This window comes from Mucilaginibacter ximonensis (assembly GCF_042686265.1).
Lineage (GTDB): Bacteria > Bacteroidota > Bacteroidia > Sphingobacteriales > Sphingobacteriaceae > Mucilaginibacter > Mucilaginibacter ximonensis.
This window is the reverse complement of sequence record NZ_JBHUPD010000001.1, coordinates 1,390,116-1,406,462: the sequence shown is the minus strand read 5'-3', so window position 1 is coordinate 1,406,462 and position 16,347 is coordinate 1,390,116. Positions and strand designations below refer to the sequence as shown.

The 16,347-nt window shown below is 42.3% G+C and carries 15 protein-coding genes; 7 read left to right on the top strand and 8 right to left on the bottom strand.

Annotation, left to right across the window (positions count from 1 at the left end; genetic code table 11):
* Positions 1 to 80: 80 nt before the first annotated feature.
* On the bottom strand, positions 81 to 2,834 hold the full coding sequence (locus ACFS5N_RS06390; protein WP_377183409.1) for a carboxypeptidase regulatory-like domain-containing protein: 2,754 nt from the start codon (positions 2,832 to 2,834) through the stop codon (positions 81 to 83).
* Positions 2,835 to 3,003: 169 nt separating this feature from the next.
* Here ACFS5N_RS06390 and ACFS5N_RS06385 point away from each other — a divergent pair, with 169 nt between their 5' ends.
* Positions 3,004 to 3,468: a CYTH domain-containing protein gene (locus ACFS5N_RS06385; protein ID WP_377183407.1), complete on the top strand. Its 465-nt coding sequence runs from the start codon at positions 3,004 to 3,006 to the stop codon at positions 3,466 to 3,468.
* Positions 3,469 to 3,539: 71 nt separating this feature from the next.
* Here the strand turns inward: ACFS5N_RS06385 and ACFS5N_RS06380 are convergent, their stop codons facing one another.
* The 3 genes from ACFS5N_RS06380 to ACFS5N_RS06370 form a co-directional block, all read right to left on the bottom strand.
* Positions 3,540 to 3,755 carry a hypothetical protein gene (locus tag ACFS5N_RS06380; RefSeq protein ID WP_345100478.1) on the bottom strand — a complete coding sequence of 72 codons (216 nt, stop codon included), beginning with the start codon at positions 3,753 to 3,755 and terminating at the stop codon, positions 3,540 to 3,542.
* Positions 3,756 to 4,328: 573 nt separating this feature from the next.
* Complete coding sequence (gene ppnP, locus ACFS5N_RS06375) at positions 4,329 to 4,610, bottom strand: pyrimidine/purine nucleoside phosphorylase (RefSeq protein ID WP_377183404.1); 282 nt, start codon at positions 4,608 to 4,610, stop codon at positions 4,329 to 4,331.
* Between the two features lie 106 nt (positions 4,611 to 4,716).
* Positions 4,717 to 5,439, bottom strand: coding sequence for a class I SAM-dependent methyltransferase (locus tag ACFS5N_RS06370; protein WP_377183402.1), 723 nt, complete (start codon positions 5,437 to 5,439; stop codon positions 4,717 to 4,719).
* Between the two features lie 101 nt (positions 5,440 to 5,540).
* Here ACFS5N_RS06370 and ACFS5N_RS06365 point away from each other — a divergent pair, with 101 nt between their 5' ends.
* Positions 5,541 to 6,422, top strand: a complete 882-nt coding sequence (locus ACFS5N_RS06365; RefSeq protein ID WP_377183399.1) for a LysR family transcriptional regulator — start codon at positions 5,541 to 5,543, stop codon at positions 6,420 to 6,422.
* Between the two features lie 80 nt (positions 6,423 to 6,502).
* Positions 6,503 to 7,699: a GAF domain-containing sensor histidine kinase gene (locus ACFS5N_RS06360; RefSeq protein ID WP_377183397.1), complete on the top strand. Its 1,197-nt coding sequence runs from the start codon at positions 6,503 to 6,505 to the stop codon at positions 7,697 to 7,699.
* 141 nt (positions 7,700 to 7,840) lie between these two features.
* Here the strand turns inward: ACFS5N_RS06360 and ACFS5N_RS06355 are convergent, their stop codons facing one another.
* Positions 7,841 to 8,515: a DUF4397 domain-containing protein gene (locus ACFS5N_RS06355; RefSeq protein ID WP_377183395.1), complete on the bottom strand. Its 675-nt coding sequence runs from the start codon at positions 8,513 to 8,515 to the stop codon at positions 7,841 to 7,843.
* A 139-nt stretch (positions 8,516 to 8,654) separates the two neighbouring features.
* Positions 8,655 to 9,338, bottom strand: a complete 684-nt coding sequence (locus ACFS5N_RS06350) for a DUF4397 domain-containing protein (RefSeq protein ID WP_377183393.1) — start codon at positions 9,336 to 9,338, stop codon at positions 8,655 to 8,657.
* Between the two features lie 165 nt (positions 9,339 to 9,503).
* On the opposite strand from ACFS5N_RS06350, the gene ACFS5N_RS06345 reads away from it, so the two are divergent.
* On the top strand, positions 9,504 to 10,439 hold the full coding sequence (locus ACFS5N_RS06345) for a cation diffusion facilitator family transporter (protein ID WP_377183391.1): 936 nt from the start codon (positions 9,504 to 9,506) through the stop codon (positions 10,437 to 10,439).
* Between the two features lie 20 nt (positions 10,440 to 10,459).
* The gene (locus ACFS5N_RS06340; RefSeq protein ID WP_377183389.1) at positions 10,460 to 10,750 is read left to right on the top strand and encodes an antibiotic biosynthesis monooxygenase family protein; all 291 of its coding nucleotides are present in this window, start codon (positions 10,460 to 10,462) and stop codon (positions 10,748 to 10,750) included.
* Positions 10,751 to 11,116: 366 nt separating this feature from the next.
* Here the strand turns inward: ACFS5N_RS06340 and xth are convergent, their stop codons facing one another.
* Positions 11,117 to 11,884: an exodeoxyribonuclease III gene (gene xth, locus ACFS5N_RS06335; RefSeq protein ID WP_377183387.1), complete on the bottom strand. Its 768-nt coding sequence runs from the start codon at positions 11,882 to 11,884 to the stop codon at positions 11,117 to 11,119.
* 372 nt (positions 11,885 to 12,256) lie between these two features.
* Between xth and mutS the strand changes: the two genes are divergently transcribed.
* The gene (gene mutS / locus ACFS5N_RS06330; RefSeq protein WP_377183385.1) at positions 12,257 to 14,833 is read left to right on the top strand and encodes a DNA mismatch repair protein MutS; all 2,577 of its coding nucleotides are present in this window, start codon (positions 12,257 to 12,259) and stop codon (positions 14,831 to 14,833) included.
* A gap of 85 nt (positions 14,834 to 14,918) precedes the next feature.
* Positions 14,919 to 15,503: a C40 family peptidase gene (locus ACFS5N_RS06325; protein ID WP_377183383.1), complete on the top strand. Its 585-nt coding sequence runs from the start codon at positions 14,919 to 14,921 to the stop codon at positions 15,501 to 15,503.
* Here the strand turns inward: ACFS5N_RS06325 and ACFS5N_RS06320 are convergent.
* Positions 15,500 to 16,306 (bottom strand): TMEM175 family protein, encoded by an 807-nt coding sequence (locus ACFS5N_RS06320; protein WP_377183381.1) that lies wholly within the window; start codon positions 16,304 to 16,306, stop codon positions 15,500 to 15,502. The two genes, ACFS5N_RS06325 and ACFS5N_RS06320, sit on opposite strands and share 4 nt — an antisense overlap.
* Positions 16,307 to 16,347 lie beyond the last annotated feature (41 nt).

The following is a 16,347-nucleotide window of genomic DNA, read 5'->3' as shown; positions in this document are numbered from 1 at the left end:
AAAGATCTTATACAATTTGCTGAGTCGCGCGTATAAGATCTTTCGCTATGCTCAAGATGACAAAAAAGGGAGGAGGCGTTTTACCTTACCGTATATCTATAAACCGTGCGGCCAATATTTCCCTTGTCATCGATACCCTCAATGATGGCGCGATAGGTACCTGTTCCGTCGGCATTAAAAAAGTCAAATTTAGCGGTGCCTGTTGCTTTGTCTGTAACTACTTTGGGGTTCCAGTATATGGTGGTACGCAGGTCACCGCCCAAAGCGCCGGTTTTAGTGGCGTCATACTTAGGCGAATAAAATTCGCGGGTCATATAAAAGCCTTTGGGTTCAAATTTTACGGCGCTGTATTGTGGCGTCAATAATTCATTAAGCAGCTCTTTGTCTACCGGTTTCTTTTTCTCTTTTTTATTACTGATTACAATTACGCCTTTGGTATTGTCCATTTTGTTCAGCCCACTCAATCCGTCGTTCATATAAACTTCAATCTGGTCAACATCCTTTGGGTCGTAGCTTTGCAGGTTTAAAAAATCAAACGGCATGCCGTCCATGTAAATAGCCATCGGTGTACGTTCGCCCATGTTGTAATTTCGGCTGATATATAATTTATCATTATCCCAGGTTACTCCGGGTATCATACCTTTCAAACAATCATATAATGTAGCGCAACCTGTAAAGCGCGAACCATCCATAACATGGTCAGGTATATTTCCCAGACCAGTTAGCATAGGGTAGTCCTGGTGACTTTGTTTTTTTGGCCCGCGTGTGTCTTTAATTACTACCTCTTTCAGGTTACGCGAATTAGCAGCAATTTTTTTATCGTTTTGCAGATAAGCGCTCATCACTGTATCGATATTCGCAATCTCGTCAGGGGCGGTTATACTTGGTACCGGCGGTTGTGGAGTGATATTGTTTACAATAATTAGCATGTTATTGCCATTAGTATTGCCACGGGCGTTTACCACAGCTTTTACCGAGTCTGGAAAATACAGTTTAGGAATAAAAAACTCGCCATCTTTATTGGTATTTACAGTTGCCGATACACGCATGTTTTTTACATAAAAATTCACAATGCCGCCTGGCACAGGCATACCTGAGGCCGTACGCAAAGTACCCGAAACAACAATACCATCCTCGGGTAGATATTTAATGGCAGGGGCCTTGTTAGCTAATATATCCTGATAACTAATTCTGCGATAGCCCTGTGTAAGCATCAGCACGTCAAGGTCGGCGGCTGTCTTATCGTTTACGCCGGTAAAGTAGTAGTTTGGCTTTTCAATATATCCTTTTAACTCAGAGGTTAACAGTAAATTAGTTAAAATGGTGGTTTCTGAGGTTTCGTTATAAGGTACTTTGCCTTCGTCAATCACCGTTACCGAGAGGTTGGCCAATGCGGGTGTGTTAGCCGGTGTTTTTGCGGTTACCGTAAAGGGAACGTTATCGCGGGTGCCAAAAACAGATTTTGGCGTACTCAGGGCTATCTTTAATTGATCATCACGACGAATAAAAACTATCCGTTCAGCTAAATCATCGCTGCCTAAAAAAACGGCAAATTTGGCTACGCCCGATGGAAACTTAGATTTTGGAATGGTAATATCGTAAGTTTTGCTTGCCAGCGCAGTTTGGCCGGCATAACAAACTACCTGGCCAGATTGGCCCAGTAAAGTAAGCCGTTTATTTCGGTTTAAGGCAAAGAAAGCGTCGCTTGTTTCTACAGAAACAATCACTTTTTCCGGATCGGCGTTGTTGACAGCAATGGTCATGCCGTCATCTTTGGCAACCGGTAACTCATAAGTGGTTTGCCCGCCGGGAAGGTTAATGGCGGCTTTATAGGTTTTGCCTGCGGTTGGTGTAAGTTCAAATACCCCCATGCCTAAATGCTGTGTGCTGATATTGGCCACCGTTGCACCGGTGTTGTCGGTCACAATACCGGTAACATCTAAGCCCAGGCCATCGGGCTTTACTACCTTAAATGCCACTTTTGATTTGATACCATTAATCAGGTTACCACCTTCCGGAAAAAACTGCACGTCAACAGCAGCGGCGGTATTTTTAAGTGTGAACGACCTGTTAACCGTATTTGTCCCCAAATCAAGGTCAGTGATGAGTGTGGCCGTTTTAAGTTCGTCTATTTTATTAGTGCTGAACGTAATGTTCATGTTGCCTTTAGCATCAGTAGTACCACGGCCCTTGGCTATGTTATCATCCTCGGCGTTTTGAACGTGCCAGCTATATCTGCGGGTTACGTAATCGCGGTTATCGGCGGTAGTAAAATGTACCACTGCGTCGATTTTGGCAGTTCCGTTTTTTACCTGGCCGGCCAGCCGGATATTGCTAAATACCGACTTATCTACAATTGAACCGACCGGAATTGTTTTGTTAAAGAAATAAGCCGGGTCAAAATTACGCATCCAGTTGGTATAGGCCTGCACATGATAGTTACCTTCTTTAAAACGCTCGCTCAATAACTTAATATCGCCATATGCAAAACCGTCGGTAGCCGGCAATTTGAAGCGTTGAACCACCGAGTCGCGAGCGTTTAAGATATCTACATAAAGCACCTTACTAAAAGTAGTAGGCAGGTGTTTATTCCTGGTCATGTCGTCATTAATGGTGACATCCACGGTTATATAGGCCTTGAACCAGATGGTATCGCCAACGGCGTAATAAGGCTTATCAAAATGCAGGTAAACTTTTTCGAACGGATAATCGGCGTTGTATTTTATAGTTTTATTAACAATGGTTTGTGCACTTACCGTATCAGATTGCGAAAAAGCAGGCAAGCTTATGGCTAATAATGAAAATAGTAGCGTAGTAATTTTTCTAAGATTCATTAGTGTAATTCCAGGTATTAAAAGATGGATAAATATATCTATTTATGCATTAGGTAAAGCAGGGCATATGTTACTTTAACATATTTTTACATTATGTAGTATAAGCAGGTGCCATTAAACCGTAACAATGGTATGATAAAGCTGTTAATACCGGATAACAAATAGAAATATGGGTATTGAAATTGAACGTAAGTTTTTGGTTGATCATAAAAAGTGGGAGGCTGCCGATAAACCAGAAGGCCAAAAAATGCAACAGGGATACATTGTGAATGAACAAGATCGCACGATACGCCTGCGCATAGCCGGCGACATTGCCTACCTGACATTTAAGAGCGGTAAAGGAATAAGCCGTCACGAGTTCGAGTACGAGATACCTGCCAACGAGGCTACCGAACTTTTTAGGCAGTTTGTAAAAACCGGTATTGAAAAAACACGCTACCATATAACTTATGCTGATAAATTATGGGAGGTTGATGTTTTTGAAGGTGACAATGAAGGCTTAATTGTAGCCGAGATAGAACTGGATAATGAGTACGAGCAATTTGAACTTCCACCCTGGGCAGGGCAAGAGGTAAGCCATGACGGCCGGTATTATAACTCAAGCCTATCTGTAAACCCTTTTAAAAATTGGTAAAATAAATAAGGCAGCGTTTTTTTACAGCGCTGCCTTATTTATTTACAATGGCCATAGCCTATTGTTTTTTCTTACCAGCCACTGCCTTTTTTAGCAGCGCCGCTGGCAATATGACCTTCAGCCGTAGCTTTGTTCAAAATTGCAGCCATTTTGTTGCCTGCAGCATCAGTACCTGTAGCAATATATCTGCCTGATTTTACATCAATAACAGGGTTTACCATTGGTACGTTTTTGGTTTTAGTTTTTACTGAATAGGCGGTAATGCCGCCACTTGTAGGTGTTGCCATGATAAGTTTTTAATTGTTTTAAAAAAGTTAACCTTGTATTAGGTGTGAATTGTTTTCACAAACATAGTCTACTTTTATTAAGTAGTGCATAAATGTTAAAATTTTTTATTGGTTAAAATGTGGATAAATAGGCGCTTTTAGGCCATTTTTTCAATTTTGTGGAAAACTTATTTAGCTCACTGCTCTTGACAATACTTTTTGACGGCATAAAATGTGCCTAAAAGTTAATGCCGGATTAGTTAACTTAGTGCGCCCAATAAACCATATAACAACCTGTAGCTATATGCGCAAAAGAGATTCAAGCCTGTTGTACCTTTTACTAGGTATATATGCATTAATGATAAACTGGTATTATAACCACTCAATTATACTGCTTATACTTTGCTATATATTCTGGCCGATATATTTAATATATGAGTTGCTAACCGGTGGCTTATCGCACGGCATGTGGAAACATATACCGTGGAGTTATTTTAATTAAGTGGAAATAATTTCCAATGATAAGTGTTGAATACCGAACACCAGATTTTCCTTCATTATTTGTATTGGAAATTCAATGTTCGGTATTAATTGTTATTGGTATTTGCACAAATAGGAGGTTTGCCCCTTGGCCTTAACTTTAAAATAGGTATCTGAAGGTACTTTGAACGACTGGCCATTGGTGTAACTTTTCCATTCTGTTTCGCCGGGTAACAGGGCAATCAGTTCGCCTTCAATAACAGTCATGGTCTCTGGGGTTGAGGTACCAAATTCGTATTCACCCTTTTCAATTACGCCTATGGTTGATTTGCCATCGGCAACGGTATAAGCAAGCGATTTAACTGCACCGCCGAAATATTCGTTTACGTTGATCATTGTATCTAGCATTTTATGTCGCCGAAGATGGCAAAAATAAAAATATCGGCTCCCTGAAATTTGAAAATTCTCAGTGCCGGTATTTACACAGGTAGATGCAGCGCGATTACTTAATAGCGCCAAATGCCGCGAAGTATGAGTTTTTATGTAAAATCTCTACTTGCTTAAAGCCTACTTTCTTTAATAAATCCATCTGGAAGTTTACCGAGCGTGGTGTATCTTCATGATCAACATAAGCCAACACCTTTTCCCGATAGTCGGGGCCGCCTAGCGTATCCAGGTAATCGCTGTAGCGCTGGTGAAAAAGTTTCTCCAACGGCGCGGTGTCATGGGTTATCAGGTCAGATATCCAGATGCTGCCTCCGGGGCGCAAAGCTTTATATAATTTACTGAATACATGCTCCCAATCGTTGTCGTCACGCAGGTGGTGAAATGTCGCGGCAGCTAAAACAATATCGAAGCTTTCGTCCGTCAGATCCAGGTTACGCATGTCATCCTGAATAATGGTTACCTTACCGCTGGTTTGCGGTGCGACGCGCTGCCTGGCACGTTCCAGCATGGGCAGGCTTAAATCATTTAAAGTACAATTAAGGTTACTGATTTTACTCAGCATTTTTAAAGTATAGTTACCTGCACCGCAGCCAATGTCAAGCAGGTCGGTGGCGTTGGGGTTTACATATTTAGCGGCTTCAGTACAAAGTTCCATCGTAAGCGGTGCATCAATAGTGGTAGCTTGCCCGGTTTCTAAATTCGAGAACCGCTCTACATCGTTATCAAAACGTGTTCTGATCTCCTCGTTGGTCGATTTTGTTGAATAATCAGTATTCATAAGTTGTTGTGTTAGATTTGATTTGTCAAAGCTATCTGTTTTTATAATATTTGAAAAATATCAATTTTATCAATTATTGATATCCGTAAAGTATCATAAAAATGGAAATCAGGCACCTGCAATACTTTAAAGCGGTAGCTGAGCATCTGCATTTCAGAAATGCGGCTGCCAGCCTGTTTATTTCACAACCGCCGCTAAGCCGGCAGATTAGAGAATTGGAGGAAGAGCTCGGGATGCAATTATTTGAACGTAATAACAAACGCGTTGCACTTACGGAGGCCGGCAAGTATTTTGCCGCGTCTGTGGATTCGATATTCGCGCAGCTTGAGGAAAGTAAAAATATAGCCCGGCAAATACATAATGCGGCAGCTAGCGGGGAGTTAAAGATAGGTTACATCAGTTCTGTTTATCAGCCTTATCTGGCCGGAGTATTGAAGGCGCTGCGTGCGGAGTTTCCATACATCAAAACCAATTTATATGAGCGCCCCACCATCAGGCAGATTGAAGCCCTGGAACAAGGACAATTGGATGTGGGTATACTGCGGGCACCGGTGCAATCAGAAAATTTAACTGTACACAGTCTGTTTTTTGACCCCTTTATGGTAGTAATGCCCGCTAACGATAAAGCATTTAGGAATAGAGACCAGCTATCAGCTTTTATAAAAGATAAACCGTTTATTTTTTTTAATAAGGAGTATGCACCACAATATCACGGTAAACTGGTTGAAATTTGCCATCGCATGGGTTTTAAACCCGATATAACACACGAGGTAAATAATGTACATTCTATATTACAATTGGTTGAGGCAGGTTTAGGCGTTTCAATTTTGCCCTTGTCATTACAACAGCAATATGCTAATTTGCAATTAACCTTTATTAACCTGGCAGATATACCCGTAGTAACCGAAGTTGTTTTAGCTTACAAAAAATCCAATAGGAGTAAAGCACTTAAATGGTTTATACAAAACTATCCCAGAAAGTAAAAAGCAAGTTTTTAAAACCAAAAAGAGCAGCTAATCGTAAGTAATGACAAGATTAGTTGTAAATACTGAATATCATACATATGTCTAACGCGCCGATCCCAGCAAATGAAATGGACAGGTTGCTAAACCTGGCTGAACTTGATCTTGATTACACCAACTATGACGAAAGCTTTGACGACCTGGCAAAGCTGGCTGCGAAAGTAGCCGGAACCGATATATCATTAGTTAATTTGATAGATGCCTATACCCAATGGTCAATATCCAGGCATGGGCTTGATATTGAACAAATGCCGCGCGAGGATAGTGTGTGCCAATATACCGTGATGGGCAATACAGGTTTTGAGGTTAAAGATCTAAGCTCTGACGAACGTTTTAAGGATAAGTTTTATGTTGTCGACGACCCGAATCTGCGGTATTACTACGGTGTACCGTTAACCAGCAATGGCACCAACTTAGGCGCGTTGTGTGTACTTGACGAAAAAATACATGAAATAACACCCGAGAAAGCCGAACTATTAAAGATCATAGCCGATGAGATTGTAAATCGCTTAAAAGGAATTAAACTTATCAAAAACCTCAAAAACAAACTTAACGAAGCCAATGAGGATAAAAAAAAGGTGGCTCATGATATTCGCGGGCCGTTGGGGGGCATTATCGGGCTGGCGCAGGTGATTAGCGAGCAGGGGCATGAAAACCAGATTGACGAAGTGCTGGAATTTATAAATATGATTCACAAAAGCGGCCGTTCAATTTTAGAGCTGGCCGACGAAATATTAAGTTCAAGCGAACCCAGGCCTTTAAAAGCCGATGAGTTCAATTTATCGCTGTTTAAAGACAAGCTGGAAAAGCTGTACATGGCACAGGCCCGTAATAAAAAAATAAAGTTTGCCGTAAATATATCGCCGGAAAATGCGAATACGCCTTTTTCAAAAAATAAGTTGCTGCAAATTGTAGGTAACCTGATTTCAAACGCCATTAAATTTACACCAGAACAAGGTGACGTTACGGTTAGTATGGATATTGAAAGCCATGAAGGTTCTGCTATACTCAGGATCAAAGTATCAGACACCGGAATTGGTTTAAATCAGGAAGGTATAAATAAGATACTTGATGGCAATATGCAATCAAATACCGGTACGGGTGGCGAGGTAGGCTATGGTTTTGGCCTGGCGTTGGTTAAACATTTAATTGAAAGCCTGAATGGCAAATTACATATCGACTCGCAAGTAGGGCAAGGAACAAGCTTTAAGGTAAGCATCCCTGTTGTCAGGTCCTAGCTACCGCCTCATGGTGCGTACAAACATCATAACGGCAATAAAAATAACGGCAAGGTAAACTATCTTCATGATAAAATATTTGCCAAAAATATAAAAGCCCGGTTAGTATCACCGGGCTTTTATATTTTAATAGGTGATATATTATTTCTGTAATAAAATGTTTGCCTGTAAATCGGCTGTAGTAGCGCCCGACAGATAGATGGTGTATACGTGGCCAGCTTCTGTAGTGGTAGGTATATCTAATATTGAACTGGTTGTGCCGGCAGCATAAACAGAGAATGTAGAGCCCGGAGTAACGCTGTAGTAAGCAGAATCAAATGCAGCGCCAAGGCCGGTAACCAATGGGGTTGGTGCACCCTTAATGCCAAAATCAAGGCTGCCTGTTAAACCTTTGTTTAAATTGATAAAACGAATGCGCGATTTGCCTGCGGCTATACTTAAATCGTCAATGTACGCAACGGTTATGCCACCAAAATAAAAAATACTGTAGTAAGCATTAGGTAGCGGGGTTAAGTTTAAACTAGCAAGTGAAACGCCGGTTGTATTTACTTTGATCGATGCCGGCAGGGTTGTACCGGTATTCACCGAAAAGTAATCGGTACTTTGGCCGTAAGGCACGGGCAGTGTGTTCTTTTTGGCTGAGCTTACATAAAAATCAACCGGCGAGTCGGTCTGAGAAGCGTTGGTAAACTCAATGTAGGCGGTGCCACTTAAATTTACATCGTTCTTTTTATTACAAGCGGTTGCAACAAGCAGCAATAGCGCCAGTAACGGCAATAATTTTTTGGTGTGTTTAAAAGTAAAAGTGTGTTTCATGGCTGTGTTTTAATAAGCAATTATACAAAGATTACGGGTTATTTGAGGTATAGTTATCCTAATTATTAACTATAGCTTAAATAAAAAGCCCGTTAGTTTTATAACGGGCTTTTATAGGCATTTATTGCTTTGCCGTAAATTAGTCTTGTACTAATACATTGTAATGTATGGTAGCAGCGGTAGCGCCCGAAATATAAATGGTGTAAATATGACCGGCAGAAATGGTTACCGGCATATCTAATTTAACGGTAGTTGAACCTGCTATGTATAACGAAAATTTGGTAGCTGCGTCAACTTCTGCATAGGCAGATGCGGCTCTGTAAGCCAGTGTAGTAATCAGTTTGTTACCACCGCTGACACCAAAATCAACTGCCGAGTTTAACGCTGAACTCAGGTTAATAAATCGCACACGTGCTTTGCCGCTTTGTGGGGCAGTGTGGTCGTCAGTAACCGTAACGGTTGATTTATCATCGGTATAAAATACGCTGTAGTATTTACCTGACTGCGCATTTAACGTTGCCGAACTGTTAACGCTGGCATTTGCGCTGCTTTTAAACTGCAGATTGTGGTTACCGGCTGCAACTTTAATGTAAGCGGTTGACTGCGTGTAGGCCAGTGCCGAAGAATTTACTTTGTTATTATCAGCGTAAAAATCCTGCGCATCAGAGGCCTCAGCAGTATTGGTAGCCATAACATATGCAGATGTAGCTGGTGTAGTAACATCACCGTCGTTTTTGGTACAAGCGCTTAAGCATGTTGCAAATGCCAGTGCTGCCACAGCAAATAAGGTTCTAGGGGTCGTGTAATTGATAATTTTTTTCATAGTTATTAATAAATATATTTAATGAGTTAACATAAAATAGCACTCAGGGTTTTAAAAAAAATATTATTTTAATATTTATCACCCGTTATATATAGATATCTGTTTCAATATTTTTTTGCTATAAATTCAAACATAAAGGGCTGTACATGTATTATTTAGATATTAATGGCAGCAATAAAAAAAACCATATACGCCGCACTTTTAGCAAATCTGTTTATAGCGATAACTAAGTTTATTGCCGGTGGTATAAGCAACAGTGCAGCTATGATTGCTGAAGGAGTGCATTCAGTAGTCGATACGATCAATCAGTTGCTTTTACTGATGGGAATCAATCTGAGCAAGCGCAATCCTGACAAATATCATCCTTTAGGTTATGGCAAAGAATTGTATTTCTGGTCGTTTGTGGTATCGATATTAATTTTTGGTTTAGGCGGAGGCTTATCTGTATACCAGGGTATTACGCATATTTTGCATCCGGAAGCTTTGGGCGACCCCAAATGGAGTTTTATTGTGCTGGCCATATCGCTGGTATTTGAAGGAACTTCGCTGGTTATAGCCGCTATTGAATTTAATAAGCTGCGCGACGGCCAGTCCTGGTGGCAAGCTATTGTTAACAGTAAAGACCCCTCGACTTTTTTGGTGTTGTTTGAAGATAGTGCCGCTGTCGCGGGATTATCAATCGCCGCCTTATTTTTGTACTTGAGCCATCATCTTAACAAGCCCTATCTTGATGGTGTTGCATCATTATTAATTGGTGTTATTTTAGTTATTGTTTCACTCATTCTGGCCCGCGAAAGCCGGAGCTTACTAATGGGCGAGGGGATAAAGAAACAAACCAAACAACGCATCTGCAAGATAGTGGAAGGAGACAAAGCTGTGCTAAAACTGATGCATCTGCTCTCTACCTATCAATCGCCAGAAGAGGTTTTGCTAATGCTCATCATCCAATTTAAACCAAACCTAAGTACGGCAGATATCGACGAATCTATAGACCGTATACGCGGCGAAATAAAAAAAGAATTTGGCCGCATACGTTTTGTGATTATCCAGCCAGATGCTTTTAAGGGAAAAATAAACCCCGATGTGCAGACCTATATTTAAAATACGCCTATATTGCGCGTATGATACTGGAAGCAGCTATTCTGCACGTTATACTCGGTAAGGAACGGCAATTTGAACAGGATTTTGCTACTGCCGGTAAATACATAAGCGCCATACAAGGCTATCAAAAACACTCATTAAGCCGCTGTATTGAGCAGCCCGGCAAATATATCTTACTGGTGGAGTGGGATACGCTGGAAGATCACACCGTCGGTTTCCGGCAGTCGCCTCAATACCAGGAATGGAAAAAGCTGCTGCATCATTATTATGATCCTTTTCCTGTGGTTGAGCATTTTGAGCCGGTGGGGTAGTTGTGAATGGGTATGTAGATCTCTGCCCCCGTTGATCATATCTGGTAACTATATACTGTTAGACCAAACCGGGGTTATCGTTTCGCTAAAACTCTTATCAAAGAAACAAAGCCACCTATTATTAATAGTGGGCCTGCGCAAAACATTAAAGAGTTAATTTGCACCCCTAAGTTGTAAACTCCGCCCCATGAGATCGCTAGGAAAAAGTAACCTAATGGAATGCATGCAACAGAAAAGATTATTTTTATGGCTTTAGTCATGACTGGGCGAATTTAAGCAATCGTAAATGCCTGTGTATAGATCTCTCCGGTTGGTCGAGATGACAACAACTCTTGTTCTTCCGCAATTAGTGTTGTCACCAACAACTCACTTCAACTCAATCCATACCGGCGCATGATCGCTGGTTTTTTCCCAGCCACGTACCTGTTTATCAACGCCGGCCGACACCAGCCGCTCATCCACATCGGGGCTCAATAAAAAGTGATCGATACGCAGCCCTGCGTTGCGGCCGTAAGCATTGCGAAAATAGTCCCAGAAAGTATAAATCGTTTCATCCGGATACAGTTTGCGCAGTGCATCAGTCCATCCCTGGCTCACTAACCGGTGAAAAGCCTCGCGGCTCTCCGGGCGAAATAAAGCATCATCCAGCCAGCGCTCAGGTTTGTAAACGTCTTTTTCGGTTGGCATAACATTGTAGTCGCCGGTAAGCACTACCGGAATACCGCGTGCCATCAGTCCCTGGGCATGGCTGATAAAACGCTCAAACCATTGCAGTTTATAATCAAATTTCGGTCCGGGAGCGGGGTTGCCATTGGGCAGGTACAGGCAGCCAATAACAATGCCGTTAACAATGGCTTCAATATAGCGGCTGTGTAAATCTTCCGGGTCGCCGGGAAGGCCGCGTTTGGTTTCCTGTATTTCGCCCTTGGCTAAAATGGCCACGCCGTTCCAGCTTTTCTGGCCGTGCCATATCGCATTGTAGCCGGCGTCGCTGATGGCTTGTAACGGGAAATTTTCTTGCGGAGCTTTCAGTTCCTGCAGGCAGGCCACATCGGGCTGCGTTTCTTCAAGCCAGCGCAGCAGCACGGGCAGCCGGCCGTTTACGCCGTTGACGTTATAGGTAGCTATTTTCATAGTTTAAACTTAAAAAAATATTACAACATAATTTATTAAGGTGTTTCACAGCAAAGTGTTTCACCCTAAAAATTCAAATTCTTATAAAAATCGACAATTGGCTGGTAGTAAGTATTTTAAATAACTTTACTTAAAGTATTAGTACTGTTTCAAAGTGTTTCACTATGTTTTGTTAAGTTGTTGATTATTAGTTGTTTAATTAAAAATGGTGTTTCAAAGTGTTTCATATTTTGTGAAACAGTTAAGCAAGAGTATCAACACCGGTACGACTTTTCAACAATGCCGCTAAAACCGGGTCAATGATTTAACTTTACGGGTCATTTAAAAAGGAAGAATAGCTTGTCAAAGAACGCCACGAAAGAAACCCCCTTAATGCAGCAGTATAACACCATTAAGGCAAAGTATCCCGGTGCCTTGCTGCTGTTCCGCGTAGGCGACTTTTACGAGACTTTCGGTGAGGACGCTGTAAAGGCGGCCGGCATCCTGGGCATTGTACTCACCAAACGCGCCAATGGCGCTGCCACGCATATTGAGCTGGCGGGCTTTCCGCATCATTCACTCGAAACCTACCTGCCCAAGCTGGTGCGCGCCGGGCAGCGGGTGGCCATCTGCGATCAATTGGAAGATCCAAAAACTACCAAAACCATAGTGCGCCGCGGAGTGACTGAACTGGTAACCCCCGGCGTAGCCACTAATGACAATATCCTTAACCAAAAAAGCAATAACTACCTGGCCTCGCTGTACTACGACAAAAACAGCATTGGGATAGCACTTATTGATATCTCGACCGGCGAGTTCCTGACTGCCCAGGGCAACAGCGATTATATAGACAAGCTATTACAGGGCTTTAGCCCCAGCGAGGTGATATTTCCGAAAAGCCGGCATTCGGATTTTAAAGACAATTACGGCGACCGCTACTACACCTACATGCTCGACGAGTGGCCCTACAGCGGCGACTACGCCTACGAAACCTTATTGAAGCATTTTGGCGTAAAATCGCTCAAGGGCTTTGGGATAGATAAACTAAATCTGGGAATTGTGGCAGCCGGTGTAGCCCTGCATTACCTGAACGAGACGGAGCATCGTAACCTGCAGCATATCTCGGCCATTAGCCGGATAGAGGAAGACAGGTATTTATGGCTTGACCGCTTCAGTGTACGTAACCTGGAGCTCATCGGGTCTGCCAACGAGAATGCGCATACCCTGGTGGATGTATTGGATCAAACCTGCTCGCCCATGGGGGCTCGTCTATTGCGCCGCTGGATAGTGATGCCACTCAAAGAACTAAAACCGATCAATGATCGCCTTGGGGTTGTTGAATACCTGATAGGCGAAGAGGAACTGCGGGAAGAAATACAACAGCAAATCCGGCAAATTGGCGACTTAGAGCGGCTGATCTCGAAAATTGGTTTGCAAAAAGCCAATCCGCGCGAGGTTTGTCAGTTGAAAAGGGCCTTGATGGCGATAGAGTGCATCAAGAAATTATGCGAAGCTTCAACCAGCGAACCACTTAAAGCAATTGGCGAACAACTAAACCCATGTGTTACCATTTGCGAGAAGATAGCTCGTGAACTTAATCCTGAACCCCCGGTAATGCTGGTAAAAGGTTCAGTAATGAATGACGGTATCGATCCGGAACTGGACCGATTACGTAAAATTGCCTTTGGGGGTAAAGACTACCTGATTGAAATTCAACGTCGCGAAGCTGAGATTACTGGTATACCGTCGTTAAAGGTATCTTTTAACAATGTCTTTGGCTATTACCTCGAAGTTACCCACGCACACCGCGATAAAGTACCGGCCGACTGGATACGTAAACAAACCCTGGTAAACGCCGAGCGTTACATTACCCCCGAGCTTAAAGAATACGAAGAACAAATATTAGGCGCCGAAGAAAAGATACTGGCGTTGGAAACGAAGCTTTATAACGACCTGCTGTACGCGCTTACTGAATATATTAAACCTATTCAGCTAAATGCCCAGTTAATAGCCCGGTTGGACGTATTGCTTAATTTTGCCACTATTGCCATTAAAAACTATTACGTTAAGCCTGAAATTAATGAGGGAAAGGTAATTGATATAAAAGGCGGCCGGCACCCGGTAATTGAAAAGACTTTGCCGCGCGGGGAGGACTATATTACCAACGACGTTTTCCTTGACTCTGAAACCCAGCAGATCATTATTATAACAGGTCCGAATATGGCGGGTAAATCGGCTTTGCTAAGACAAACCGGTTTAATAGTGTTAATGGGACAGATGGGCTGTTTCGTTCCGGCTAAATCGGCTTCAATTGGTTTAGTGGATAAAATATTTACCAGGGTGGGTGCGTCAGACAACCTATCGTCAGGCGAATCAACCTTCATGGTGGAGATGAACGAGACGGCTAGTATTCTGAATAACCTGTCAGACCGCAGCTTGATCTTGTTAGATGAGATTGGCCGTGGTACGTCAACTTACGATGGTATTTCTATCGCCTGGTCCATAGCCGAATATTTGCATAATCACCCGTCTGCAAAAGCCAAAACCTTATTTGCTACGCACTATCATGAGTTGAACGAGTTAAGCAATAGCTTTAACCGCATCAAAAACTATAATGTGACGGTGAAGGAGATTGGCCACCAAATTATTTTCCTGCGTAAGCTGGTGCCTGGCGGGAGCGAGCATAGCTTTGGTATACACGTAGCCAAGCTGGCGGGTATGCCGCCTAAAGTGTTGAGCCGCGCTAATGAGATCCTTAAAAAGCTCGAAAACGAACGTACCGGCGGCGAGCATATTAAAGAAAGCATTCGCAAAGTACAAAAACAGGCTGTACAGATGCAGATGTTTAGTATAGATGATCCCGTTTTAGTAAAAATTCGCGACACGCTGAATAACCTCGATGTCAATACTTTAACTCCCGTGGAGGCGCTGATGAAGCTGGATGAGATACAGCGGCTTATTAAAAGCTAGATTATTACTTCCCGACTTGTTATAAATGTTGATATGTTAAAAATATCCGCAGACAGCTTGCGCTTGTTCGGTCTATTTTTATGGCATGAATATAAACAGCTGCCTAAAATATTGTTTTTTGCTGTTGATGGGTGCTTTGATATTATCATCGTGTCACGCCAAAAAGGCCGTACTCAAAGGCCAGCCCGGCGAAATTGTTCAACCACAAGCCAGCATTGCCGACAAATACGCCCAGATTATGGGCGTGAAGTCTGAAGATATTACCAATGGCCGCCTGTATAATTTTATTGAACTTTGGGTCGGTGTCCCCTACAAATTTGGCGGTTTGGATAAAGACGGGATAGACTGCTCCGGGTTAGCTTTTTTATTGGAGAAAGAGGTTTATAATATAAGCCTGCCCAGAATAACCTGGCAGCAAGTGGCTGTTATTAAACGTAAATATGAAAGCGATTTAAAAGAGGGCGACCTTGTTTTCTTTGACTTTGATGGTAAGCAGTTTAGCCACGTAGGCGTGTATCTTCAAAATGGCTACATTGTACATGCCAGCTCAACTAAGGGCGTGATCATAGTGCCGCTGCACGGCGCCATCTACAAATACTTTTCGCGGGCGGGTTCAATAAATGTAGATAGCACCGGCTTAGTGGTATCTGCTCAAAAATCAGACGACTAATCCTGCTCTTTTTCGGGTTGCTCCTTTTTTAAAGTGTTACGATGCATGGGGCGTTTAAAGCGATTGTTTTTGGCGTAATTGTAAAGTCGCCATAAAACCGGCCCGCTGTAAGATCCTTTAGGATAATAATGTTGTTTCAACTTGCCTGTGCTGAACCCAAAAAGGCCAACTATAATAAATGGCGTGTAATAGGGTAACGGGAAACAATTAAGTATTAGTAATAGTATCAAAAATGCAGGGGCCAAAAATAACATTACCCGGGTTACCTTCCACTGCAGTGTGGTCTCCAGATCGTTGGTATTAATACACAAGCGCTGACGGTTGCTCAGTAAATACCACGAAATTAATGACTGCATAGATGTGGTTAGCAAGGCAATCGTGATATATATCTGTAGGCTCCATGAGTCCTGGATATTTAGCTGTTTCCAATCTTTAATTTGCTGGCCGGGCATTTCATGAAATAAATTGGATATAGCAAATGGAAATAAGGTGACTGAAAATAAAAAAGCCAGGTTAAGTATCAATAAGTTACGGTCATAATCTTTCAGGTATCTGAACAGATTAAGGTGAAGCATCCAAAAACGACTTACCAGTACAAAAGTTACCAGGTAGCCTATCAAACGCAGCACTAACAACTTAATCTCATGGTGAAAACCAATGGCGTCAATGTTTTTTATTTCCTCCGGCAGTTTAATGTCCAGCACCATAATGGTAAGGATAATAGCAAAAACAGCATCGGTGAATAGGATAACGCGTTCCAACTGAAACTCTTTCTTTATCTCTTCTTCTTCATTTATATGCATAAGCTGATTTAAATTAATAATTTTGTCTGCGATATGTCAAA

Bases quoted from the DNA above. Each gene is read 5' to 3' on its own strand.
- ACFS5N_RS06390 (WP_377183409.1), bottom strand. From the start codon at position 2,834: ATGAATCTTAGAAAAATTACTACGCTACTATTTTCATTATTAGCCATA.
- ACFS5N_RS06385 (WP_377183407.1), top strand. From the start codon at position 3,004: ATGGGTATTGAAATTGAACGTAAGTTTTTGGTTGATCATAAAAAGTGG.
- ACFS5N_RS06380 (WP_345100478.1), bottom strand. From the start codon at position 3,755: ATGGCAACACCTACAAGTGGCGGCATTACCGCCTATTCAGTAAAAACT.
- ppnP (WP_377183404.1), bottom strand. From the start codon at position 4,610: ATGATCAACGTAAACGAATATTTCGGCGGTGCAGTTAAATCGCTTGCT.
- ACFS5N_RS06370 (WP_377183402.1), bottom strand. From the start codon at position 5,439: ATGAATACTGATTATTCAACAAAATCGACCAACGAGGAGATCAGAACA.
- ACFS5N_RS06365 (WP_377183399.1), top strand. From the start codon at position 5,541: ATGGAAATCAGGCACCTGCAATACTTTAAAGCGGTAGCTGAGCATCTG.
- ACFS5N_RS06360 (WP_377183397.1), top strand. From the start codon at position 6,503: ATGTCTAACGCGCCGATCCCAGCAAATGAAATGGACAGGTTGCTAAAC.
- ACFS5N_RS06355 (WP_377183395.1), bottom strand. From the start codon at position 8,515: ATGAAACACACTTTTACTTTTAAACACACCAAAAAATTATTGCCGTTA.
- ACFS5N_RS06350 (WP_377183393.1), bottom strand. From the start codon at position 9,338: ATGAAAAAAATTATCAATTACACGACCCCTAGAACCTTATTTGCTGTG.
- ACFS5N_RS06345 (WP_377183391.1), top strand. From the start codon at position 9,504: ATGGCAGCAATAAAAAAAACCATATACGCCGCACTTTTAGCAAATCTG.
- ACFS5N_RS06340 (WP_377183389.1), top strand. From the start codon at position 10,460: ATGATACTGGAAGCAGCTATTCTGCACGTTATACTCGGTAAGGAACGG.
- xth (WP_377183387.1), bottom strand. From the start codon at position 11,884: ATGAAAATAGCTACCTATAACGTCAACGGCGTAAACGGCCGGCTGCCC.
- mutS (WP_377183385.1), top strand. From the start codon at position 12,257: ATGCAGCAGTATAACACCATTAAGGCAAAGTATCCCGGTGCCTTGCTG.
- ACFS5N_RS06325 (WP_377183383.1), top strand. From the start codon at position 14,919: ATGAATATAAACAGCTGCCTAAAATATTGTTTTTTGCTGTTGATGGGT.
- ACFS5N_RS06320 (WP_377183381.1), bottom strand. From the start codon at position 16,306: ATGCATATAAATGAAGAAGAAGAGATAAAGAAAGAGTTTCAGTTGGAA.